A 21,156-nucleotide genomic window follows, 5' to 3' on the forward strand; every position below is an offset into this window, starting at 1 on the left:
AATCGGCCACGGACCCGCCCGTCAACTTTCCGCCGCCTCGACCGGACCGGCCACCAGGTCGGCGAAACGCCGCCGCCATTCGACCGAGCAGCGGTCGGACTGGACGCTGACGAGATCGGTGCGACCGAGCGGCATCGTGCCGCTGACCTGCTCGAGCATCCGCTTGTCTTCGGCGCCGATCGCCCGATCGAACGCGATCGTCTCCTCGGGGTCGGCGCTGTGATCGTCGTTGCGCCACACCACGAAGGTGAACAGGGACGTCTCGTCGTCGACGGGGGTCGAACAGAGCAGCAGGATGTGGTGCAGACCGGTCTCGTACTCGATCGTGCTCCGCACGCTGAGCGGCAGGTGGAACCCGGTGCTCATCCGCCGGTGCACGACCGCCTCGTCGGTGCCGGTGGTGGCGGCCGCGAGATCGGGGTTGTTCGCGTCGACCTCGTAGGCGTAGCCGTACCAGCCGTGGTCGAGTTCGCCGAGTTCGATCCGGGGCACCCTGGCGGTCTGGCCGCCGCCGAACGTGCCGACGTGCACCCACGGGAAGTGGCTGATGTCGCAGAAGTTGTCGACCATGCGGGGCGCGGACACCTGCCACGACTGCATCCCACTGTTGATCCGACGGAACGCCGGGTCGTCCTCGTGGGCGATGACCGGGATCTCGGTGGTCGGTTCCTCGAGGCTCACCCAGACGAGGCCGTATCGCTCCTCGACCCATCGGGTCGCGAGGTGTGCGGCCGGCGGGACCGTGGCGTCCTCGCCCGACGAGGGCACGAGCACGCAACGTCCGGCCTCACCGAACGCCCACCCGTGGTAGGCGCACACCAGGCGGCCGTCGTCGACGGTGCCGATCGACAGCGGAGCCTCACGGTGCGGACACCGGTCGTGAGCGACGACCAGTTCGTCGACGCCCGCCCGCCAGACGACCAGATCCTCACCGAGGAGCCGGAATCCGAGGGGGCCGTCGCCGACATCGGCGGACTCGGCGACCGGATGCCAGGCGGATCGTACGGCTGCACTGTGGACGAAGGTCGTCATCTTCTCCCCGATCGATCGTGGGTGTGGAGCGCATGGAAGCGATCACCACTTGGTCTGACCATCTGACCATACTCCACGGTTCGTGTCACGTCGAATCACGCTTGAGCACGTCGATCGACCTCCGGCGGGCGTCGCTGGAGGGGTGGAGCAGTCGAGGTGACGCGTCAGCGCAGGTCGTCGACCATCGAGTGTTCGATGCCGTCGATGTGATGCGTCGTCGCCGCGGTGATGGCGTTGCCATCACCGCAGGCGAACGCCGCTGCGATGCTGCGATGGTCGGCGATCGCGCGAGCGACGATCCGCTCCACTTCCGGGCGGTTGTGCTCGTCGCTGAGCAACGCATCGAAGTCGTGCGACCGGAAGAGTTGGTCCAGCACCTTGCCGTACAGCTCGATCAGGAGCGGGTTGCCGCACTGCGCAGCGATCGTGGTGTGGAACTCCCGGTCGAGCTGACGGAAACCATCGAGTTCGAGGTCGTCCTCGAACCGGGTCATGATCGCCGCGACCGACGCGCGAGCAACGTCGTCGGCCCGCTCCGCCGCCATCGCGAAGATCGGAGCCTCCAACACCCGGCGGGTCTCGAACAACTCCTTGACGAAGGTCTTGCGGTGGTCGCCGCCGTCGACGGAGACGTCGGGCAGATGTTCGGCGACACAGGTGCGGTTGCCGCGACGCTCGATGACGCCGATCGACAGCAGGCCCTGGATCGCTTCGCGCACCGACGTGCGGGCGACCTCGAACTGGTCGCTGAGCTCGCGCTCGGACGGGATCCGCTCACCGGGTGACAACTCGCCCGTCGTGATGCGATGGAGCAGTTGCTCTCGGATCTGCGTGCTGACCGTGCGTCGCGACACCGGCTCGAACTTCAGCTGGTCGGTCAGGGTGCGCTCCTCATCTCGTCTGGGCCGATGGTCGGACCATGCACCCAGACAATACCCCACCTCGGACATCGCGGGCCGAGTTTCGCGGAGGGTGGCGTGGTCAGACCATCGGACCGTCGACTACAGTGCCCGCAGCGGGCAGCCGTTGCCCAACAGGACGGGAGGGACACCCATGGACACATCGACCGAGACACCGACGTACGACATCCACCCCAGCGAGCCCCGGTGGACGCACGTCGCACTGCGCGTCGACGACATCGACGCCACCATCGAGTTCTACACGTCGATGACGCCGCTCGAGCTGATCGACCGCCGCGAGGACGAGATGGGTTACGGCGCGTGGCTCGGCATGCCCGGTGCGACCAACAACCCGTTCATCCTCGTCGTCGCCCAGTTCTTCGAGGGCTGCGACCCGTTCGCCGATGCCCCGAAGGAAGTCCTCGCACCGTTCGCTCACTTCGGCATCGAGGTGCCCACGAAGGAGGCGGTCGACGAGATCGCCGCCAAGGCCGAGGCCGCCGGATGCCTCGGCATGCCGGCCACGACGATGCCGCCACCGATCGGCTACATCTGCATGGTCAAGGACCCCGACGGCAACACGCTCGAGTTCTCGTGGGACCAGGGCGTCTACGCCACGCTGCGCGAGCGCTACGGCCCGCCGCCCGCCGGCTGACCCTCGTCGCTCACTCCCCCGTCGCTCGCACCCCGAACGCATCGATCGCCACCAGTTCGTCCGCGACGACGGAGACGAGCATCGCCTCAATGTCGTACGCGACCACACGACCGCCGGCGATGAAGAGCAGGAAGCGACCGTCGGGGGTCCACGCGACCTGATCGACGTCCTGCGTCGGTCCGATGTCGTCGACGGCGCCGGTGACGAGGTCGACCACCCCGAGCGAGCGCTGCGTCGATGCCCGATCGTCCGGGTCGAGCACCTCGACCACCGCCGAGCGACCGCCTGGCGCGACCGACGAGCCGCCGACGAGGGCGTACCGCACCGGCCCGGTGTACTCGTCTGGCTCGATCGCGCGCCGCTCGCCCGTCGCCCGATCGACCACGATGCGGGCACAGACGAGTCGATCATCGCACTCCTCCACCAGCGCCAGCCCGGCGCTGATCGCCAGCAGACGGCCCGAGGTGATCGACGCCACGGCCGGGGCGACGACCCTCGCCGCGCCGGACTCGGGATCGGTGACGGCCCGCTGCGGCTCGACACCGAACCAACCGTCGGCGAGCTCCAGCAGGACACCCCCGGCCGGGTCGACTCCGGACGGAGCCACCGGCACCCCGGCGATCACCTCGTCGAACTCGCCCTGCACCGTGCGCCGCTGGACGATCACACCCGCTCGCAGGTCCGGCGCCGGAACGACCCACCACAGCGCACCGCCGTCGGCGACCCCGAGGATCTGGTCGGACGTGCCGGCCTCGACGGCTGCGGCACGGCCGTCGTCCCACACGATCGTGGACGACAGGTCGGCGTCGTTGCTCGGGAACAACGCCCACGTCGGACCGACGAGCAGTCGGGCCCGCCCGAAGGGTTGCGCAGTCACCCGCTGCGAGCGGAGGGTCACCGCACCGAGGTCGAGGTGGAACAGCTGTCGCCCGTTGCCGTAGGCGACGATCTCGATCGGCTGCCCGAGCAGTGCCGCCGGTACGTCGACGTCGGTCTCGATCATGGGCGGACGCGCCGGTTCGGTCGTGGCCGCCGGCGAGGCGGGCTGCGGTGCGCCGGTCGTCGCCGGCGCCGTCGTCGGCACCGGATCGATCGTCGCCACCGGGTCGCCGACCGCGATCGTCGAGGCGACGACGGGTGCAACGCTCGGCGAGGTATCGGGCCCGCTGCGGCCCAGCATCCAGCCGACACCGAGCGCGATGATCCCGACCACGACCGGCACCAACATCCCACGGGGTTCGGGGCCCACATCAGCCGGGGGCGAATCCGGCGACGACTCTCGATTCGGCGACGCGACACCATCGCTCGGGAGCAGTTCGATCTCGATGGGCTCCGGTCCGTCGGGGCTCGACATGGTCAGCGGGCGACGAACGGTCGGATATCGAGGGCGACCACCCGATCGAGATCGTCCGAGAACGGCACCGACTCGCCCGTCGACCGGTCGAACACCATGATCCGGCCGGCCTCCAGCCAGTAGAGGTGCCGACCGCCCGGACCCCACGCCGCATGCGGCTCGTTCTCGAAGCGACCGAGCTCCACGTACGAGCCGGTCGTCAGGTCGAGCACGCCCATCGCCGGCCCGCGGTCGCCGAACGTGACCACCACCAGCGCATCCTCGTCCGGGCTCAGGGGCGCCCCGAGGCTCCACCAGCCGAAGCCCCCGAACTCGATCCGCTCGACGCTGTCCGGGTCGAGCGCCAGCCGCTCACGGGTGCCCGACGCCCGATCGACCACGAAGTACCCGCAGTCGAGCCGGACGTCGCACTCGTGCACCACCGCGGTTCGTTCACCCAGCGCGAGGAGCATGCCGTCGGTCACTCGTTCGCGCGCATCGGGCCTCACGGCGTAGAAGCCGCCGGGCGCCTGCACGATGACGCCGCCCAGCGGATCGATCGCCTGCGGGTAGTACCCGTCGACGTCGATCACCGCTCCGGTCTCGATCCCGTCGAACGACACCTCGACCAAACCGGTCACCTGTCCCGTTCCTTGGTCGATCTCGGCTCGCCAGACGGTCGACGTGGACGTCAGCGGCGGCCACCAGCCTCCGAGGTCGACCGACGTCCGCGACCCGTCGTCGGCGATGAAGACGAAGCCACCGCGATCGTCGGGAACGATCACGCCGTCGGCACTCACCGTCACGAACGGTTGCCCGAACCCCGCACCGGTGCCGGTGCTGTGCGTCGCCCCGGTGATCGCATCGATCCGGACCAGCACGCCCGATCCGGTCATCGCGACGATCTCGATCTTCTCCCGGGCGACCCCGGGGTTGATCGCGACCGAGCCGGCGACCAGGTCGTCGACACCGATCGTGGTCGTGGTCGTTCGCACGGGTCGCGTCGTCGTCGGCGCCAGGACCGTCGGCGCTCGAGGCAGTGTGTCGCCGGTGCTCGCAGGGCGGGTGGTCGTCGTGGCCTCGTCGGTCGTCACCTCGTCGGTCGTCACCGCGCCGTCGCCGCCGGACGACTCGACCTCACCCGAACCGATCCGACCCAGCAGCACCCCGACGAGCAGGGCGATCATCGCTGCGACCGCGCCGACCGTCACGAGACGTCCCCGTTCGGTCCCGAGGAACCCCGGTTCAACCGGTACGCCCGTCTCGCCCGGGTCGGTGGCGTCACCCTCACCGCCGACCGGTACGGACCGCATGCGGCGGGCGCGGGCCGCCGCCCCCGCAGGGTCGTGCGAGGTCAGTTCGATCTCGATGCGCTCCGACTCGTGCCCCTCGTCCACCGTCCTCCATCAGACCACATCGTCGAACCGGGGCCGGCGCGGTACCGTGCCTCACATGGACCCACGCACGACGGCAGAGCAGTATCTGGCCGCGCTCTCGGCCGCCGACGTCGACGCGATCGTCGCGCTCGTCACCGAGGATTTCGTCAACGAACACACGAGCGAACTCGGCTCCGGGCTGAACGGCCGCGCCGCCTACGGCGAGCGATTGCCCGGTTTCCTCGCCCAGTTCGCCGCCCTCCAGTACGAGGTCGTCGAGACCATCGCCGAGGGCAACAGCGTCGCCGCCCGCTACCGGATGACCGCCAACTTCGACGGGCACCCGATCGACATCCCCGGCGTGATGCTGTTCGAGATCCGCGACGGTCTCATCGCACGCCGCACCGATGTCTGGGACAGCCTCACCTTCCTGCGCCAGACGGGAGCCGTCGAAGACCGCTAAGGTGGCCGACACAACCGACGGGGAGCTTGCGCCAGGCGGGCTGAGAGGGTGGTCCCACCACCGACCCGAGAACCTGATCCGGATAATGCCGGCGGAGGGAACGCATGAACGACATCGTCATCGTGGTCACCGGTGCTGCACCGCTGCCAGCCCGCGCCGTCGACGCCATCCCGTCCGGTGCGATCGTGCTCGCGGCGGACGGCGCCCTCGACCACGCGCTCGCCGCGGGCCTGGAGCCGGCCGCGCTCGTCGGCGACCTCGACTCGGTCTCCGCTGACGGTCTCGCCTGGGCCGAGGCCCACGCGACCGTCGAACGCCACTCACCCGACAAGAACCACACCGACACCGAACTCGCCCTCGCGACCGCGGCCGACCTGAACCCGCGACGCCTGATGCTGATCTCCGGCGGCGGCGACCGCCTCGACCACACGTTCGCGGCGATCGGGGCGCTCGGGGCGAGCTCCCTGACGAGCATCCCGGTGATCGACGGATGGTGGGGCGACCAGCGGATCGCCGTGCTCCACGGCCCGGGCCGGACCCGGATCGACACCGCACCCGGCACCCCGATCTCATTGCTGGCCCTGCACGGCACCTGCACGGGCGTCTCGGTCGACGGCGTTCGGTGGCCGCTCGACCGTGCGGATCTCGGCCCGCTCGTCGGGCTCGGCGTGAGCAACGAGGCGACCAACGACGCGGTCGGCGTCTCCGTCCTCGCCGGCGTCCTGACCATCTTCGTCAACCCCCACCCCACCACTCCCGTCAACCCCCACCACACCACTCCCACGGAGGCAACGTGAAACGCCCACTCCTACTCGCCGCGACCGCTGCGCTGGCCATCGGTGCCTGCAGCAGCGACGAACCCGACTCGCTGCGCCTGCTGACCTACGAATCGTTCCCCGACGACCCCGAGGGACCGATCGCGATCGCGCTCGACGAGTTCACCGAGGAGACCGGCATCGAGGTCGAGGTCGTGATCGCCGGCGACACCGGCACGATGGTCTCGGCCGCGGCGCTGACCGCCGGCAACCCCGAGGCCGACGTCATCTGGGGCATCGACAACACGTTCCTGTCGCGGGCGATCGAAGCCGACGTGTTCGAGCCCTACGAGGCCGAGGGGCTCGATGCGATCCCGAGCGACCTGACCGATCTCGTGCCCGACCACCACGCGACCCCGGTCGACTTCGGCGACGTGTGCCTCAACTACGACATCGGCGCACTCGATCGACTCGACCTCGCTCCACCGACATCGTTCGCCGACCTGCTGCTGCCCGAGTACGAGGGCAAACTCGTCGTCGAGAACCCCGGCACGTCGTCGCCCGGGCTCGCGTTCCTGCTCGCCACCATCGCCACGTACGGCGAGGACGGCTGGGAGGAGTACTGGCGAGGCCTGCGCGCCAACGACGTCAAGGTCGCGAACGGCTGGTCGGAGGCGTACTACGGCGACTTCACCCGCGCCGGCGGTGACCGTCCGCTGGTCGTGAGCTATGGCTCGAGCCCACCGTTCGAGGTGCTGTACGCCGAGGAGCCGCTCGACGAGGCCGCCAGCGGCGTGGTCGAGTCGACCTGCTTCCGTCAGGTCGAGTTCGCCGGGATCCTGCGCGGCACCGATGCACCGGAGAACGCCGGCAAGCTGATCGACTTCCTCATCAGCGAGCGGTTCCAGCGCGAGATCGCACTCAACCTGTTCGTGTTCCCGGCCAACGACGACGTCGAGCTCGAAACCGAGTTCGAGCTCTACGCGGCGATCCCCGACTCGTCGATCACGATCGACCCGAGCCTGATCGACGCCAACCGCACCGACTGGATCGAGCGCTGGAACGCCGCCGTCCTTCGCTGAACCGGCTCCCACGGCGGTTCGTCGACGCCGTCGGCCTCCCGCCGGCGGTGTTCCTCGCGGTCTTCTACCTCTGGCCGTTCGGGACACTGCTGGCGCGCGGCCTCGACGGCACGGCGCTGCGCGAGACCCTCGACCGGCCCGACACGTGGCGGGTGCTCTGGTTCACGACCTGGCAGGCGTGCGCGAGCACGGCACTCACGGTCGTGATCGGACTCGCGCCTGCGTGGGCCGTGTCACGGTTCGAGTTCCCGGGTCGGCGGGCACTCACGAGCACGCTGACCGCCGTCTTCGTGCTGCCGACCGTCGTGGTCGGCGCGGCGTTCGTGGCGCTGCTCCCCGACTCGCTCGATCGCAGCGTCTGGGCGATCCTCGGCGCGCACGTGGCGTTCAACCTCGCGGTCGTCGTCCGCACGGTCGGCGCAGCGTGGGAACGGATCCCCGTCGACCTCGAACACGCCGGAGCGACGCTGGGCGCGACCCGGCTCACCACGTTCCGAACGGTGACACTCCCGCTGCTCCGTTCGTCGATCGCCGCCGCCGCGGCGATCGTGTTCTTGTTCACGTTCACGTCGTTCGGCGTGATCCGGGTGCTCGGTACCGCGAACCGCACCACGATCGAGGTCGAGGTGTGGCGCCGGGCGACCCAGCTCGGCGACATCGGGGGTGCGGCGGTCCTGTCGATCATCCAGCTGGTGGCGCTGGGGATCATGGTGGCGTGGTCGTCCCGACAGCAGCGGCGACACACGCATCGGTTCGTCACGTCGCATGCCGATCGTCGCCGCCGCCCCGTCGGCCGAGAAAGGATCTCGGTCGCATCCGCCGTCGGCCTCACCGCCGCGATCGTCGTAGCCCCGCTCGTCGCGCTGGTCGAACGATCGATGCGGTTCGAGGGCGGCTACTCGCTCACGGCATGGCGTGCGCTCGGCAACAACGAGATCCGGCCGGGCCTCCGCCTCGGCATCGACCCGCTCGGCGCGCTCCAACGCTCCGCCACCACCGCGATCTGGGCGACGCTGTTCGCGCTCGTCATCGGAGCGACGGCGGTCGCCGCGATCAGCGCGCTCGGCCGGAGCGGACGGGTACTCGACGTCGGCCTGATGCTGCCGCTGGGCACGTCGGCGATCACGATCGGGTTCGGCATGCTCATCACGTTCGACACGCCACCGGTCGACTGGCGGGCCGAATGGTGGCTCGTCCCGGTCGGTCACGCCCTCGTCGCAGCGCCGTTCGTCGTCCGCACCGCGATGGCGGTCGTGCGCTCGATCCCGTCCGACCAGGCGGCGGCCGCGTCGACGCTGGGAGCGTCGCCGGTCCGGGCGTGGGCGCACACGACGCTCCCGGCCCTGCGTCGACCGTTCGCTGCCGCAGCTGGTTTCGCGGCCGCGATCTCGCTCGGGGAGTTCGGTGCCACCAGCTTCCTCGCCCGATCGGGCGGCGAGACGTTGCCGATCGCGATCGAGCGACTGCTCGGGCGGACCGGCAGCCTGTTCCAGGCGCAGGCGTTCGCGTTGTCGACGATCCTCGCGGCGGCCACGATCACGATCGTGATGCTCGTCGATCGGGGAGGTGACCGTGCTCACGGTTCGTGACGTCGCCGTGTCGTTCGACGGGACCGTCGTCCTCGACGGGGTCACGCTCGACGTGGCCGACGGCGAGACGGTCGCACTCCTCGGCCCCTCCGGGAGCGGCAAGAGCACACTCCTCCGCGTGGTCGCCGGCATCGTCCGACCCGACCGCGGTTCGGTGACGATCGACGGCACCGACGTCACCGAGGTGGCGACCCACCGTCGCGGCGTCGGGATGGTGTTCCAGGACGAGCAACTGTTCCCGCACCTCGACGTCGGCGCCAACGTGGCGTTCGGGCTCCGGATGGCGGGCGTCCCGAAGGCCGAACGCCGGGAGCGCGTCGCTCGGTTGCTCGGCCTCGTCGGTCTCGACGGGTTCGCCGGACGGTCGATCGAGCGCCTCTCGGGCGGCGAGGCCAAGCGCGTGGCGCTCGCTCGATCGCTCGCGCCGACGCCGGCCGTTCTGCTCCTCGACGAACCGCTGTCCGGACTCGACCAGGACCTGCGCATCCGGCTCGCCGGCGAGTTGGGTGCCGTGCTGCGCTCGACGCGCACGACCTCGATCTGGGTCACCCACGACGTCGAGGAGGCCGAACTCGTCGCCGACCGGGTCGTGCGGCTCGGCGATCTCTGACCGGCGACCGCTCGCTAACGTCGACACCATGACCCGGGCCGTCGAGATCGTCGAGATCGACACCGTCGACACCCACGACCTCCGGCGATCGTTGCTGCGCGACGGCACACTGACCGACCAGGTCGTGTTCGACGGCGACGACGACGACTCCACGTTCCATCTCGGCGCCACCGCCGACGGCACGCTCGTGGCGATCTCGACCTGGATGAACCGCCGCTACCCCGACCTGCCCGGACACCCCGGCCATCAGTTGCGTGGTATGGCGACCGCACCCGCCGCGCGCGGGACCGGGGTCAGCGACCGGTTGCTGGTCGCCGGCCTCGGACGGTGCGGCGACGTCGGGTCGACACTCGTCTGGGCTCGCGCCCGCGTGGCCGCGCTCTCGTTCTACGAGCGGCACGGATTCACGACCAAAGGCCACGAGTACGTCGACCTGACGACCGGCCTGCCCCACCACGACATCGTCACGTACCTCTGACGTTTCCCTTCTCCCGGTCTCGCTCCCCTCACTCGGTCCGTGACGGATCAAACAGCCTCAGCGGAGGGATCGGCGTACGCACCCGAGTTGCGACGCCGAGCCGACGACCTCATCTCACTGGCGACGGCCATCGAGCGGTCGCTCGTCATGACCCTGGCCGAGGTCGAGCCGGATTCGCTCGCTCCCGGTGCGGAGGGCCGGCTGTGCCGCACGCTGCTCGACCGCAACCTGCACCAGTTGCACCGGGCGGCCGACGATCTCCGCTCCACGGCGTTCCGGTTCCGGACGCGCGCCGACGAGTTCGACGCCGCGTTCGAGGCGGCGGCGTGATGAACCGGGCAGCCCCGAGAACCCGTGTTCAGGTCGAGGATGCCGTCGCCGACCTGGCGACGTTGCACAGCGACGACCCGGCCGCGCGTCATGCGGTCCATGCGATCAAGCTCACGAGGCTGACGCTCGAATCGTTCTGGCTCGACCGTCGGTGGTTGAGCCCCGACGGTCAGGGCCCCGCCGAAGCGGTCGCGTCCGATGTCGACGACCTCGGCCCCGCGGCGTCGCCGGTTCCGCGTCCGCGGTAGCCGGCCGGTTCGCGACGTCGTTCGACTTCGGACACGCCTCCCTGGCTCGCTGCCCGGTCACCCGGTCACCCGGTCGTCCGTCACCGGTCGTGCGGTCATGGGTTACCGTCACCGGCATGACCACTGCGCTGCGCTTTCAGGTGCTGACCTTGCCGGGCCGACCGTGGGACGACTACCGGGCGCAGGTCCTCGACGTCGAGGAACTCGGCTTCGATCTGGTCGCCGTCCCCGATCACTTCTGCGACTGGGCGAACCCGCCGGCGTTCTGGATGGAGTGCTGGGCCCTGATGGCTGCGCTCGCGGTCGAGACGACGTCGATCCGGCTGAGCACGAACGTGTCGCAGATCCCGCTCCGCCATCCCGGCGTCCTCGCGCATCAGGCGGTCACGGTCGACCAGATCTCGGGAGGCCGTGTCGAGCTCGGCCTCGGCACCGGCCTGACCATCGACCCGAGCGCCGAGATGATCGGCTTGCCGAACTGGTCCAATGCCGAGCGCGTCGGCCGATTCGCCGAGTACATCGAGTTGCTGAGCCTGCTGCTCTCTCAGGAAACCACCACCTACGAGGGTGACTACTACTCCGCGGACGACGCGGTCATGAACCCGTCGTCGAAGCAACGACCTCGTCTGCCGGTCGTCGCCGCGGCGCTCGGCCCGCTGATGATGCGTCACGCCGCGCGTTTCGCCGATGGCTGGAACACGATGAGCTTCTCACCCGACTTCGATGCCCAGATCGACGAGCTCGTCGAACGGGCCGGGCGGATGAACGACCTGTGCGACGAGATCGGGCGCGACCGGTCGACGCTCCGGCGCGGCGTCAACCTGTTCGATGCAGAGGCCCGCGCGGCAGGCGGCAGGATCCGGTACTACGACGACGACGAAATCTTCGTCCGACTCGTGTCCAGCTGTCGGGAAGCCGGGTACACGGACATCGGGCTCTACTACCCGAGCGATCGATCTCAACTCGAGTCGTTCCGACGCATCGCACGGCAGGTCATCCCCGAGATCCGGACGACGACAACCGGTCCGCCGTGAGTGCGGCCGGGGTGAGACCGACCGCGGTGAGCAACTCCGGGAGGGCACGGCCCGACGCGAGGGCCGCCGTCGCGATACCCGCGGCCGGCGACGTCTCGATGCCGTAGCCGCCCTGGCCGCCGCACCACACGAAGGTCGGATCGCCGGCGTCCGGCCCGATGACGAGGTCACCGTCGGGTGAGAACGTCCGCAGACCGGCCCAGCTCTGTCGAACGGAACGCAGACCGAGCGTCGTCGCCGCGTTGATCCGGTCGATCGCGATGGCGACGTCGATCTCTTCGGGTCGGGCGTCGGTCGGTGCGCTCGGGGTTTCGTCGGCGGGCGAGTACATGACCGTGTCGCCGCGCTCGGCACCGAAGTAGAAGTTCATGGTGGCGTGAGCGACGAAGTGGTCGCCCGGGTCGGCGTCGGCGGCGAACGGGCTCACCGCCATCGTCCGGCGCTTCGGCCGGAAACCGAGCGGGGCGACGCCGGCCAGTGTCGCCACGTGGTCGACCCATGCCCCGGCAGCGTTGACGATCATGCCCGCCGAGAAGCGACCGGCGTTCGTTCGCACGGTCCACCCCGAGGCCGTCCGATCCAGGCCGACCACCCGATGATCGACCCGCAGTCGTCCGCCGTGCCGAATCAGCGCGGCGCGGAACGCCGCCACCGTGGCAGCGACGTCGATGTCGAGGGCGTCCGGGTCGACGGCGCCGGCGACCACCCAGTCGTCCCGGAGCGCCGGGCAACGCTCGCGGCACGCCGATGCACCGATCAGGTCGACCCGGCCGCCTGCCCGGCCCAGGGCATCCGCCATCGCGGCCAGACGAGCGTGGTGTGCCTCGTCGGCGACATACATCACGGACCGCGGCGTCACCAGCGGCGTGCCGGACCACCCGTCGCCGGCCGAATCGAAGAACTCCGCGCTCGCAGCGGCCAACCTGCGGACGGTCGCCGGGCCATAGGTCGGCAGGAACAGCGCGGCGGATCGTCCGGTCGCATGCTGGGCCGGCGTGGCCTCCATGTCGACCACGACGACCGAGGCCTCGGCACTCATCGCCGAGGCCGCCGACAGACCGGCGATGCCGGCGCCGATCACGACGACGTCGGCCGTTTCCACGGCCGTCACATCGCGATGCGCCCGGACGTCACGGCAACCGACCGTGGACTCGCATCTGCGCCTCGAAGTGTTCGGCGGCCGACTCGCGCCGGATCTGCTCGAGCTGGCACGAGGTCTCGCCGAGAACCGGCTCGGGGATGAGCCGGAGTGGAAGCCCGGTCGACTGAGCGAGTATCTGCTGCCGGCACGCCCGCTCGAGGTAGTACAGGTCGTCGAACGCGACCGCGACGGATTCGCCGCCGATCGTGACGCCGTGATGGTCGAGGAACATCACGTCGACCGACGGGTCGGCCCGTTGGGCGTCGGCGAGCCGATCACCCTCGGCGCGGTCGAGCGCGATGCCACGGAACGCGACGTGGGTCATCCGCCGATGGAACCGGACGGCCGTCTGGTGGGCCATCTCGAGTCGTCCACCCTCGACCATCGTCAACGCCGTCGCGTGCGGCATGTGGACGTGCAGGATCACACGATGACGTCGATTGGCGCGGTGCCCCGCCACGTGGATGTGCAATGCGGTCGCCTCCACCGAGCCTCGACCTTCGACCACGTTGCCGTCGCCGTCGATCAGGAGCAGATCGTCCGGGCCGATCTCCGACCAGTGGAGTCCGAGCGGGTTGATCAGGAACTGCTCGTCGTCGATCGGGCTGACGGCGGAGAAGTGATTGCAGATCCCCTCCGAGAAGCCGAAACGGTCGGCGAGCCGGAACGCTCCGGCCAGTTCGTGACGCAGCCGGCCGACGGATGCCGACGCGTGTGGTGCGCTCATCCCATCGCCGCCAGCACTCGCCGATGACCGGTGAACGGCTTGCGGCCGTGCATCGCGAGCACGTTGTCGATCACCAACACATCGCCGGCGTGCCACGGGAACACCACCTCGCACGATTGCGACACCGCTCGGACGTGGAGCAGGTCGGCGACGTCGATCTCGGTGCCGTCGCCGAAGGTCACGTGGTTGCCGAGCGTGTCGACGCCCGCCGTCAGGGGATCGACCCGGGCATCACCGGCACCGCCGAACGACACCTTCACACCGTCGATCTCGCGATGCCACTGATCGGCCTGGTTGTGCCAGCAGTCCTCACCCGTGACCGCATGCTCGACGACAGCTGGGTGCGTGGCCGCCGTGCGGAGTCCGGAGGTGGTCCACTCGAACTGCATCCCGGCCTCGCACAGGTACGTCTCGGCATCGGCACGGTCGGACGTCTCGAACGTCTCCTGCCATGACTTGCCGACGCCAGGTTCGTCGTCGGCGTCCCACAGGTGCTGCAGATAGGTGACGCCTCGTCGCTCGAACCGGTCGCGCACGGTCGGATCCAATCGTCGGAGGATCTCGCGGCCGTCAGCGAGGTGGGTCTCGCCACCCGTCTCCGCCGGAACCTCGCAGTAGAAGAAGAGCCGATCCGGCGACCATCCGGCATAGGAAAGCTCGTTGTGGAGGAACACCTCGAGGTGAGCCGGGTACTCCGTCGACGTGTACACCTGGTCCGCCACACCGGCGCGCGGCGAGTCACCGCCGACGTAGTTGCGCAGCTGCGGGCAGATCGCCGCGCACACCGCTCGGAAGACATCGGCAGATCGGACCTCGGCACCGCTGATCAAGACCGCACCGGAGCGGTGCAGATCGGACTCGATCACCTCGCGGTGTCGCGTCGCCCATCCCACCGGATCGGACCGGTCTGCATCGCCGATCTCGGCGACGACGGGGAGCGAACGGTGGGTATCCATGGGTGGTGAGATCACCGACACCTCCTTCGACGCGGACAGTACCAATCCGTCGGCCACTGATTCGAGTCGACCACGTCGGCGGGCACGACCTGACCACCGCGGGTCGTCGCGTCAGAACAGTCCGGCGGGATCCAGCCCCGGCACCTCGACACGCCCCATCAACCACGCCAGGCGCGTCGGCGGATCGAGCGCGAGCGCTGCGTCGGGCAGCGTCGTCATGCCCATCGGCTTGCGGGACGTCCAGAGCATTTCCATGAGTCGGAGGTCGCGGCGGACGTAGTCGGCCGGCATGTCGGCGAACTCGTCACCGAATCCGAGGTCGACCCGATGCACCTCGACTTCGCGCTGACGCAGCAACGGCACCTGGGCGGTCGGGCGCTCGCCCGGCAGCATGTGCACCGTGCCCGTCCAATCGGCTCGACCGGCGATCGCCGCCGCCACGGCCCGGCTCCGGGAGACCACGTCGTCGACGAGTTCGCTCCAGCCGCGGCTCGCTCCGGCCTCGATGTCGGCGTTGCGCCCGTCGAGCCCGTGCGGGTACTGGTGCAACCCGGAGAACATCGAGAGCACCCCGTCGGCGTTGCGGGCGATGTGGGTCATGACGTGGCCGACGCTCCACCCGGGCAGCCGCGACGGCGACGACGGGTCGACCTCCGGCATCGTCTGCAACCAGTCGACCAGGGACTGCTCGGACGTCACACCCGAGGTGATGGCGGCGGAACTCGGCGCTGGCGTGTTGGCGTCGGACACCGACCGGACGTTAGTCCGACGACAAACGGGCACCGACCGGCAGCACTTCGCGCTCCGTCGTGGCAGGCTGGTCGCATGCAACCGACGATGCAGCTGGGGATGATCGGACTCGGACGGATGGGCGCCAACATGGTCCGCCGGGTCATGGCCGACGGCCACGAGTGCGTGGTCTACGACCGGAACGCCCAACCGGTCGACGAACTCGCCGCCGAAGGTGCCACGCCGGCCCACTCGATGGCCGAGCTCGTCGCCGCGATGGAACGACCGCGCCACATCTGGGTGATGATCCCGGCCGCGTTCGTCGGCGCCACCGTCGACGAACTCGCACCGCTGCTCGACGAGGGCGACACGATCATCGACGGCGGCAACTCGCTGTATCGCGACGACGTCGACCGCAGCGAACCGCTGCTCGCCGAACGCGGGATCCACTACCTCGACGTCGGCACGAGCGGCGGGGTCCACGGCCTCGAGCGCGGCTACTGCCTGATGATCGGCGGCGACCGCGAGGCGGTCGAGGAGCTCGAGCCCATCTTCACCTCGCTCGCCCCGGGCGTCGAGGCCGCCGAACGCACACCTGGGCGCGCCGGCGATCCGACCCCGGAAGAACAGGGCTGGCTCCACTGCGGCCCGTCCGGTGCCGGACACTTCGTGAAGATGGTCCACAACGGCATCGAGTACGGGCTGATGGCCGCCTACGCCGAGGGCATCAACGTGCTGTCCAAGGCGAACATCGGCGCGGTCGACCACGCCGCCGATGCCGAGACCGCCCCGCTCAACGACGCGAAGTACTACCGGTACGACATCGATCTCGGCGCGGTCACCGAGGTGTGGCGTCGCGGTTCGGTCGTCACCAGCTGGCTGCTCGATCTCACCGCCGAGGCCCTGCTCACCGACCCGGCGCTCGATGAGTACTCCGGCCACGTCGGCGACTCGGGCGAGGGTCGCTGGACGATCAATGCGGCCATCGACGAAGGGGTGCCCGCTCCGGTCCTCTCGGCGGCGTTGTACCAGCGATTCAGTTCGCGGGGACGGTCGAACACGGGCGACAAGGTGCTGTCGGCGATGCGGGCCGGTTTCGGCGGCCACCACGAGCGGAAGAACACGAGCCGATGATCGACTCGTCACAACCCCGCGCCGACGCACTGGTCCTGTTCGGCGCCACCGGCGACCTCGCCAAGCGCAAGCTGTTCCCGGCGCTGTATCACCTCGAGCAGGACGGCGCGCTCGACATCCCGGTCATCGGCGTCGCCCGGAGCGACTGGACCGACGACTCGTTCCGTCAGCACGCTCGCGACGCCATCATCGCCGCCGAGCCGCACGCCGACGCCGTCGCGCTCGACCCGCTGTGCAAACGGCTCGACCTGATCCAGGGCGACTACGCCGAGCAGGCGACCTGGGACGAGTTGCGGGCGACGCTCGATCGCCACCAGTCGTGCAACGCCGTCTACTACATGGCGATCCCACCGTCGATGTTCCCCGAGGTCGCCAACCGGCTCGCATCGGTCGACCTCAACCAGCGTGGTCGGATCGTCGTCGAGAAGCCGTTCGGTCGCGACCTCGAGAGCGCGCAGCAGCTCAACGAGACGCTGGCCGAGGTGTTCCCGGAAGAGCGCATCTTCCGGATCGATCACTACCTCGGCAAGGAGAGCGTCGAGGACCTGCTCGTGTTCCGGTTCTCCAACACCCTGCTCGAACCGGTGTGGAACCGCCGGTACGTGCGCAGCGTGCAGATCACGATGTCGGAGACGATCGGGGTCGAGGGCCGCGGGTCGTTCTACGACGGCGTCGGCGCGATCCGTGACGTGTTGCAGAACCACCTGCTGCAGGTCGTCGCCCTGCTGGCGATGGAGCCACCTGCCGGGTCCGACGCACAGTTCCTGCAAGACGAGAAGGCCAAGGTCATGGCGGCGATGCGCGCCATCGAACCGAGCGACCTCGTGCGCGGCCAGTACGTCGGGTATCGCGACGAGCCCGGCGTCGAGGAGGGGTCGTCGGTCGAGACCTTCGCCGCCGCGAAGCTCGTGATCGACTCCTGGCGCTGGGCCGGCGTGCCGTGGTACGTCCGGGTCGGCAAGGGACTGACCGCAGCTGCGACCGAAGCCGTGATCGAGTTCCACACGCCCCCACGCCTCCTGTTCGACGAGGCCGGTGGGCCGCCTCCGGGCCGCAACCTCGTGCGTTTCCGGTTGGGCAAGCAGGACGGCGTCACGTTCGCGCTCCAGGCCAAGACGCCGGGCCCGCACCTCGACAGCCAGGAGGTCGACATCTCGGTCGACTTCGCCGCCGCGCTCGGCGAGCGCTCGGCCGCCTACGAACGATTGCTCGGCGATGCGATCGCCGGGTCACCGAGGCGGTTCGCCCGCCAGGACGTCGTGGAGCAGACGTGGCGGATCGTGCAGCCGGTCATCGACGAACCCGGTCCGGTGCACCCGTACTTCCGCGGGTCGTGGGGCCCGTCCGAGGCAGAACGTCTCCTCGGCGACGGCGATCACTGGTACGCACCCAGCAGCTGACGCCACCGGCGAATTTCTCGCCGAGCGAGCTTGACTTCAAGTTCGGTTGAAGTCGTACGTTCGACCTCATGCACCCCACCGATCTCATCCACATCAGCGAACGACATCTCCGCGACCTCCGCGACGACGCCGACCACCGGCGCCTCGCCCGCCTGGCCCGTCGTACGGGCCGCGACTCCGACCGCTGAAACCGGGAACCTCGCCGCCGCCCGCGAGCGCGACACTGCGGTGATGGTCTTCGGTGACCGCGTCGCAGCGGCGAACTCGGGTGCGCCGGCCGCTTGGATCCGAAGCGCGTGCCGAGGTGCCGAGTTCACCGTCGGTGCACTCGTCCCGAACGCCTACCCGTCGGTGCTGCGAGTACAGGCACCCCCGGGCAGCGACCGGTTCTGGTCGTCGTATCGCGAGCTGTTCGCCACGATCGCATCGGTCGGCGAACGTCACACGTCGAGTCCCGACCGTGCGTGGTTCGCGATCTGGGAGGGCCACGGCTTCGACAGCAGCACACGACACATCGCCCATCCGGGGCCGCTCGACGACGAGGCCCGGCTGCAGCTCGAGCAGGAGCGGGCGCGGTTGCGCGCGAAGGACGATCGCCGGAACTCGTCGATCCGGGCCGAGCTGACCACCGTGCCTCGGTTCACGATGCCGTATCGCACCTACCACCTCGTGACCGGACCGGTGTCGGCGGTGACGCACCTGCGCAATCCCGCCGAACCCGACGCCTGGCAACGACCCGAACTCTTCTGGCCCGACGACCGGCGTTGGTTCGTCGCCACCGACGTCGATTTCTGGTCGCTGTACGTCGGGGGTGAGCACGAGTTCATCTCCGACCTGGTCGGCGCGGTGGCGACGCCGTCGGAGGTCGTCACCCTCGATCTCGCCCTCGAACCCGAGGACTGACGGTCCGGCATCGCCCGCGCCCGTGCGTCACGCTACGATCTCATTCTTCGGGTTCAAGCTCCCGAATAATGAGACATCATGTGGATACCGATCACGCTCGCCGCAGCGACCTTCCAGATCCTGCGCACCTCCCGACAGCACGAGTTGCGTGCCGTGCTGTCGACCGCCGCCGCCGGGTTCGTGCGCTATGCCTACGGCGCACCGCTGGCGGTGCTGGCCAGCCTCGTGGCGTTCGGCGCACTGGGTCGCGACGTGCCCGACGTCTCCACACGTTTCTGGCCGATCGTCGCCGCAGCCGCCGTGTCGCAGATCGTCGGCACGGTCGCGCTGCTCCGGTCGTTCAAGTTGCGCGACTTCGCCGTCGGCACGGTCTATTCCAAGTCGGAGGTGCTGATCGTCGCCGCGCTCGCGACGCTCGGGCTGGGCACGCCGCTCGAGCCGGCCGGATGGGTCGGTGCGGTGCTCGTCACGGCCGGTGTGGCGTGGCTGGCGTCGAAGGGGTCGCTGATCTCGCTGGTCAAGCGCGCAGGTGACCCGGCGGCGGTGATGGGGCTCGTCGCAGCGGCCGGATTCGCCGGTGCAGCGATCGGCATCCGCGCCGCATCGCGCGATCTCACCGGCGCCCCGTCGTTCGACCGGGCACTGTTCACACTCACGATCCTGCTCCTGGTCCAGACGGCGGCGAACCTCATCTGGTTCGCCGCCACCGACCCCACCCAGATCACCGCCACGATTCGGGCGTGGCGACCGGCGCGTTGGGTCGGCGTGTTCAGCCTGCTCGGTTCGATCGGCTGGGCATGGGCGTTCACGCTCGAGAGCGCCGCCAAGGTGCGCACGCTCGGCCAGGTCGAACTGATCATCGCGTTCGCGATCGCGCACGTGACACTCGGTGAACGGCACACCAGGGCCGACTACTTCGCGAGCGCGACGGTGCTCGCCGGGGTCGTGGTCGTGACCGTGCTGGGCTAGACGATCAAGGCCCGTACGCCGAGCGCGGCGAGGAAGAAGAACACGAACACCCCGATGCCGGCGGCCGGCCCGTACTTCTGATAGAGCCACACGGTGACCGACCAGCGAGGTTCGTACTCGGGGTCGTGCTGCTTGCGGAGCCAACCGCTGAGCGCCATGCACGGGCAACCGAGCAAGGCGATCTGGATGACGATCACGGCGGTGACGACCGTGATGAAGACCGGACCCTCCCACGCCGTCGCACCCAACACCACGAGACCGATGACCAGCGGCATGTGCAGGATGTCGACGAATGCCGCCATGTACGTGTAGCGCTCGGTGTTCTTCGGCCGGGTGCGGCGATGATCCGGAGCGGTCTCGGTCACGCCGAACAGGCTACGTCGAAGAAATCTGCAACCCGTCTGCATCCGGATCCACGACTCGCTCCGTAGGACCTTTCGAGCACCCCTGCTCCACCAGAAAGGACCCACTCCCATGAAGCGAGTACTCGCAGGCATTGCAGCCGTTGCGGCCGTCGCACTGAGCGGCGGCACCGTCGCCGCCCAGGATGCAGCCACCGTCACCCTCCTCCACGGCATCCCCGGTGCCACCGTCGACGTCGCCGTCGGCGGCGAAGTCCTCCTGCCCGGCTTCGAGCCCGGCACGACCCAGGACCTCTCCGCATTCGCCGGCCAGACGCTCACCGACGTCGAGGTCCGCCTCGCCGGTACCGAGGACATCGTCATCGGCCCGCTCGCCGAGCTCGCGGTCCCCGCCTCGGGCAACTGGACCGTGATGGCTCACCTCGATGCCGAGGGCACGCCGGCGATCGCCGCCTTCGAGAACAACACGGCACCGACCGCCGACGGCGAAGGTCGTCTGACCGTCCGCCACACCGCTGCGGCCCCGGCCGTCGACCTCGTCGTGGGCGATGCCCGTCCGATCGAGGGTGCCGAGAACGGCGCGAGCGCCGAGCTGGCACTGCCCGCCGGCGAGATCGCCGGCGCACAGATCGCCCCGGCCGGTGGTGACCCGATCGCCGACGTCCCGACCGTGAACCTCGCGGCCGGTTCGAACCTGATCGTCTACGCCGTCGGCTCGCTCGCCGACGAGACCTTCACCTTCTACACCCAGGAGATCGAGGTCGGCACCGAGGCCGCCGCCGACGACAGCGACGGCACCCCCGCCCCGACCGAGGTCAACACCGGTACGCCGATCGGCAACTCCGTCAACCTGTCGCTGCTCGCCGCAGCGGCCGGCATGCTGGCGCTCGCCGGCGGCGCTCTGACGCTGCGCACGGTCAAGCAGCGCTGATCAGCCCGACCCGCCGATCT

General features: G+C 69.5%; 24 protein-coding genes and 1 riboswitch. Of the genes, 15 read left to right on the forward strand and 9 right to left on the reverse strand.

The features are described 5' to 3' along the window. Positions 1–21 precede the first annotated feature (21 nt). Both R8G01_08410 and R8G01_08415 read right to left on the reverse strand, forming a co-directional pair. Positions 22–1,032, reverse strand: coding sequence for an aromatic ring-hydroxylating dioxygenase subunit alpha (locus R8G01_08410; GenBank protein ID MDW3214001.1), 1,011 nt, complete (start codon positions 1,030–1,032; stop codon positions 22–24). Positions 1,033–1,196: 164 nt separating this feature from the next. Continuing rightward, positions 1,197–1,886 carry an FCD domain-containing protein gene (locus R8G01_08415; GenBank protein MDW3214002.1) on the reverse strand — a complete coding sequence of 230 codons (690 nt, stop codon included), beginning with the start codon at positions 1,884–1,886 and terminating at the stop codon, positions 1,197–1,199. Between the two features lie 199 nt (positions 1,887–2,085). On the opposite strand from R8G01_08415, the gene R8G01_08420 reads away from it, so the two are divergent. Further along, positions 2,086–2,586 (forward strand): VOC family protein, encoded by a 501-nt coding sequence (locus R8G01_08420; GenBank protein ID MDW3214003.1) that lies wholly within the window; start codon positions 2,086–2,088, stop codon positions 2,584–2,586. Positions 2,587–2,596: 10 nt separating this feature from the next. Here R8G01_08420 and R8G01_08425 read toward each other — a convergent pair whose 3' ends face one another. Continuing rightward, a complete protein-coding gene (locus R8G01_08425) occupies positions 2,597–3,814 on the reverse strand; it encodes a hypothetical protein (protein MDW3214004.1) in 1,218 nt (405 codons plus the stop codon). A 128-nt stretch (positions 3,815–3,942) separates the two neighbouring features. Continuing rightward, positions 3,943–5,316, reverse strand: coding sequence for a hypothetical protein (locus R8G01_08430; GenBank protein MDW3214005.1), 1,374 nt, complete (start codon positions 5,314–5,316; stop codon positions 3,943–3,945). Between the two features lie 55 nt (positions 5,317–5,371). Here R8G01_08430 and R8G01_08435 point away from each other — a divergent pair, with 55 nt between their 5' ends. From R8G01_08435 to R8G01_08475, 9 genes are all read left to right on the forward strand, one after another. Then, positions 5,372–5,758, forward strand: coding sequence for a nuclear transport factor 2 family protein (locus tag R8G01_08435; protein MDW3214006.1), 387 nt, complete (start codon positions 5,372–5,374; stop codon positions 5,756–5,758). A gap of 8 nt (positions 5,759–5,766) precedes the next feature. Beyond that, a riboswitch (TPP riboswitch) is annotated at positions 5,767–5,875 on the forward strand. Further along, the gene (locus R8G01_08440) at positions 5,863–6,555 is read left to right on the forward strand and encodes a thiamine diphosphokinase (protein MDW3214007.1); all 693 of its coding nucleotides are present in this window, start codon (positions 5,863–5,865) and stop codon (positions 6,553–6,555) included. It overlaps the preceding riboswitch by 13 nt. Beyond that, entirely contained in the window at positions 6,552–7,595 is a 1,044-nt protein-coding gene (locus R8G01_08445) for a thiamine ABC transporter substrate-binding protein (GenBank protein MDW3214008.1), read from the forward strand. Before R8G01_08440 ends, R8G01_08445 begins: the two co-directional genes overlap by 4 nt. 47 nt (positions 7,596–7,642) lie before the next feature. After that, complete coding sequence (locus tag R8G01_08450) at positions 7,643–9,184, forward strand: iron ABC transporter permease (protein ID MDW3214009.1); 1,542 nt, start codon at positions 7,643–7,645, stop codon at positions 9,182–9,184. Next, positions 9,168–9,794, forward strand: coding sequence for an ABC transporter ATP-binding protein (locus tag R8G01_08455; protein MDW3214010.1), 627 nt, complete (start codon positions 9,168–9,170; stop codon positions 9,792–9,794). Before R8G01_08450 ends, R8G01_08455 begins: the two co-directional genes overlap by 17 nt. A gap of 28 nt (positions 9,795–9,822) precedes the next feature. Then, positions 9,823–10,272, forward strand: a complete 450-nt coding sequence (locus tag R8G01_08460) for a GNAT family N-acetyltransferase (GenBank protein MDW3214011.1) — start codon at positions 9,823–9,825, stop codon at positions 10,270–10,272. 39 nt (positions 10,273–10,311) lie between these two features. Further along, positions 10,312–10,602, forward strand: coding sequence for a hypothetical protein (locus R8G01_08465; GenBank protein ID MDW3214012.1), 291 nt, complete (start codon positions 10,312–10,314; stop codon positions 10,600–10,602). Continuing rightward, complete coding sequence (locus R8G01_08470) at positions 10,602–10,850, forward strand: hypothetical protein (GenBank protein ID MDW3214013.1); 249 nt, start codon at positions 10,602–10,604, stop codon at positions 10,848–10,850. Before R8G01_08465 ends, R8G01_08470 begins: the two co-directional genes overlap by 1 nt. A gap of 116 nt (positions 10,851–10,966) precedes the next feature. Next, on the forward strand, positions 10,967–11,884 hold the full coding sequence (locus R8G01_08475) for an LLM class flavin-dependent oxidoreductase (GenBank protein MDW3214014.1): 918 nt from the start codon (positions 10,967–10,969) through the stop codon (positions 11,882–11,884). On the opposite strand, the gene R8G01_08480 is transcribed toward R8G01_08475, so the two are convergent. From R8G01_08480 to R8G01_08495, 4 genes are all read right to left on the reverse strand, one after another. Beyond that, positions 11,844–12,986, reverse strand: a complete 1,143-nt coding sequence (locus tag R8G01_08480; GenBank protein MDW3214015.1) for an FAD-dependent oxidoreductase — start codon at positions 12,984–12,986, stop codon at positions 11,844–11,846. The two genes, R8G01_08475 and R8G01_08480, sit on opposite strands and share 41 nt — an antisense overlap. A 28-nt stretch (positions 12,987–13,014) precedes the next feature. Continuing rightward, positions 13,015–13,752: an aldolase gene (locus R8G01_08485; GenBank protein MDW3214016.1), complete on the reverse strand. Its 738-nt coding sequence runs from the start codon at positions 13,750–13,752 to the stop codon at positions 13,015–13,017. Continuing rightward, entirely contained in the window at positions 13,749–14,723 is a 975-nt protein-coding gene (locus R8G01_08490; GenBank protein ID MDW3214017.1) for a TauD/TfdA family dioxygenase, read from the reverse strand. Before R8G01_08490 ends, R8G01_08485 begins: the two co-directional genes overlap by 4 nt. A gap of 96 nt (positions 14,724–14,819) precedes the next feature. Beyond that, positions 14,820–15,458, reverse strand: a complete 639-nt coding sequence (locus R8G01_08495) for a maleylpyruvate isomerase family mycothiol-dependent enzyme (protein ID MDW3214018.1) — start codon at positions 15,456–15,458, stop codon at positions 14,820–14,822. A gap of 75 nt (positions 15,459–15,533) precedes the next feature. Here R8G01_08495 and gnd point away from each other — a divergent pair, with 75 nt between their 5' ends. From gnd to R8G01_08515, 4 genes are all read left to right on the forward strand, one after another. Then, entirely contained in the window at positions 15,534–16,571 is a 1,038-nt protein-coding gene (gnd, locus tag R8G01_08500) for a decarboxylating 6-phosphogluconate dehydrogenase (protein ID MDW3214019.1), read from the forward strand. Then, positions 16,568–17,971 (forward strand): glucose-6-phosphate dehydrogenase, encoded by a 1,404-nt coding sequence (gene zwf, locus R8G01_08505; protein ID MDW3214020.1) that lies wholly within the window; start codon positions 16,568–16,570, stop codon positions 17,969–17,971. The genes gnd and zwf overlap by 4 nt, the downstream gene beginning before the upstream one ends. Positions 17,972–18,202: 231 nt before the next feature. Continuing rightward, complete coding sequence (locus R8G01_08510) at positions 18,203–18,874, forward strand: hypothetical protein (protein ID MDW3214021.1); 672 nt, start codon at positions 18,203–18,205, stop codon at positions 18,872–18,874. A 78-nt stretch (positions 18,875–18,952) separates the two neighbouring features. Continuing rightward, entirely contained in the window at positions 18,953–19,843 is an 891-nt protein-coding gene (locus tag R8G01_08515; GenBank protein MDW3214022.1) for a hypothetical protein, read from the forward strand. On the opposite strand, the gene R8G01_08520 is transcribed toward R8G01_08515, so the two are convergent. Further along, a complete protein-coding gene (locus tag R8G01_08520; GenBank protein ID MDW3214023.1) occupies positions 19,840–20,208 on the reverse strand; it encodes a hypothetical protein in 369 nt (122 codons plus the stop codon). The two genes, R8G01_08515 and R8G01_08520, sit on opposite strands and share 4 nt — an antisense overlap. A gap of 109 nt (positions 20,209–20,317) precedes the next feature. Here R8G01_08520 and R8G01_08525 point away from each other — a divergent pair, with 109 nt between their 5' ends. Further along, positions 20,318–21,136 carry a DUF4397 domain-containing protein gene (locus R8G01_08525; GenBank protein ID MDW3214024.1) on the forward strand — a complete coding sequence of 273 codons (819 nt, stop codon included), beginning with the start codon at positions 20,318–20,320 and terminating at the stop codon, positions 21,134–21,136. The last annotated feature ends 20 nt before the right edge of the window (positions 21,137–21,156 follow it).

It is taken from the genome of Ilumatobacteraceae bacterium (genome assembly GCA_033344875.1).
Lineage (GTDB): Bacteria > Actinomycetota > Acidimicrobiia > Acidimicrobiales > Ilumatobacteraceae > Ilumatobacter.

Coding starts and splice junctions, on each gene's coding strand:
- R8G01_08485 (MDW3214016.1), bottom strand. CDS start 13,752: ATGAGCGCACCACACGCGTCGGCATCCGTCGGCCGGCTGCGTCACGAA.
- zwf (MDW3214020.1), top strand. CDS start 16,568: ATGATCGACTCGTCACAACCCCGCGCCGACGCACTGGTCCTGTTCGGC.
- R8G01_08435 (MDW3214006.1), top strand. CDS start 5,372: ATGGACCCACGCACGACGGCAGAGCAGTATCTGGCCGCGCTCTCGGCC.
- R8G01_08420 (MDW3214003.1), top strand. CDS start 2,086: ATGGACACATCGACCGAGACACCGACGTACGACATCCACCCCAGCGAG.
- R8G01_08470 (MDW3214013.1), top strand. CDS start 10,602: ATGAACCGGGCAGCCCCGAGAACCCGTGTTCAGGTCGAGGATGCCGTC.
- R8G01_08425 (MDW3214004.1), bottom strand. CDS start 3,814: ATGTTGGTGCCGGTCGTGGTCGGGATCATCGCGCTCGGTGTCGGCTGG.
- R8G01_08460 (MDW3214011.1), top strand. CDS start 9,823: ATGACCCGGGCCGTCGAGATCGTCGAGATCGACACCGTCGACACCCAC.
- R8G01_08410 (MDW3214001.1), bottom strand. CDS start 1,032: ATGACGACCTTCGTCCACAGTGCAGCCGTACGATCCGCCTGGCATCCG.
- R8G01_08510 (MDW3214021.1), top strand. CDS start 18,203: ATGGTCTTCGGTGACCGCGTCGCAGCGGCGAACTCGGGTGCGCCGGCC.
- R8G01_08525 (MDW3214024.1), top strand. CDS start 20,318: ATGAAGCGAGTACTCGCAGGCATTGCAGCCGTTGCGGCCGTCGCACTG.
- R8G01_08440 (MDW3214007.1), top strand. CDS start 5,863: ATGAACGACATCGTCATCGTGGTCACCGGTGCTGCACCGCTGCCAGCC.
- gnd (MDW3214019.1), top strand. CDS start 15,534: ATGCAACCGACGATGCAGCTGGGGATGATCGGACTCGGACGGATGGGC.
- R8G01_08475 (MDW3214014.1), top strand. CDS start 10,967: ATGACCACTGCGCTGCGCTTTCAGGTGCTGACCTTGCCGGGCCGACCG.
- R8G01_08515 (MDW3214022.1), top strand. CDS start 18,953: ATGTGGATACCGATCACGCTCGCCGCAGCGACCTTCCAGATCCTGCGC.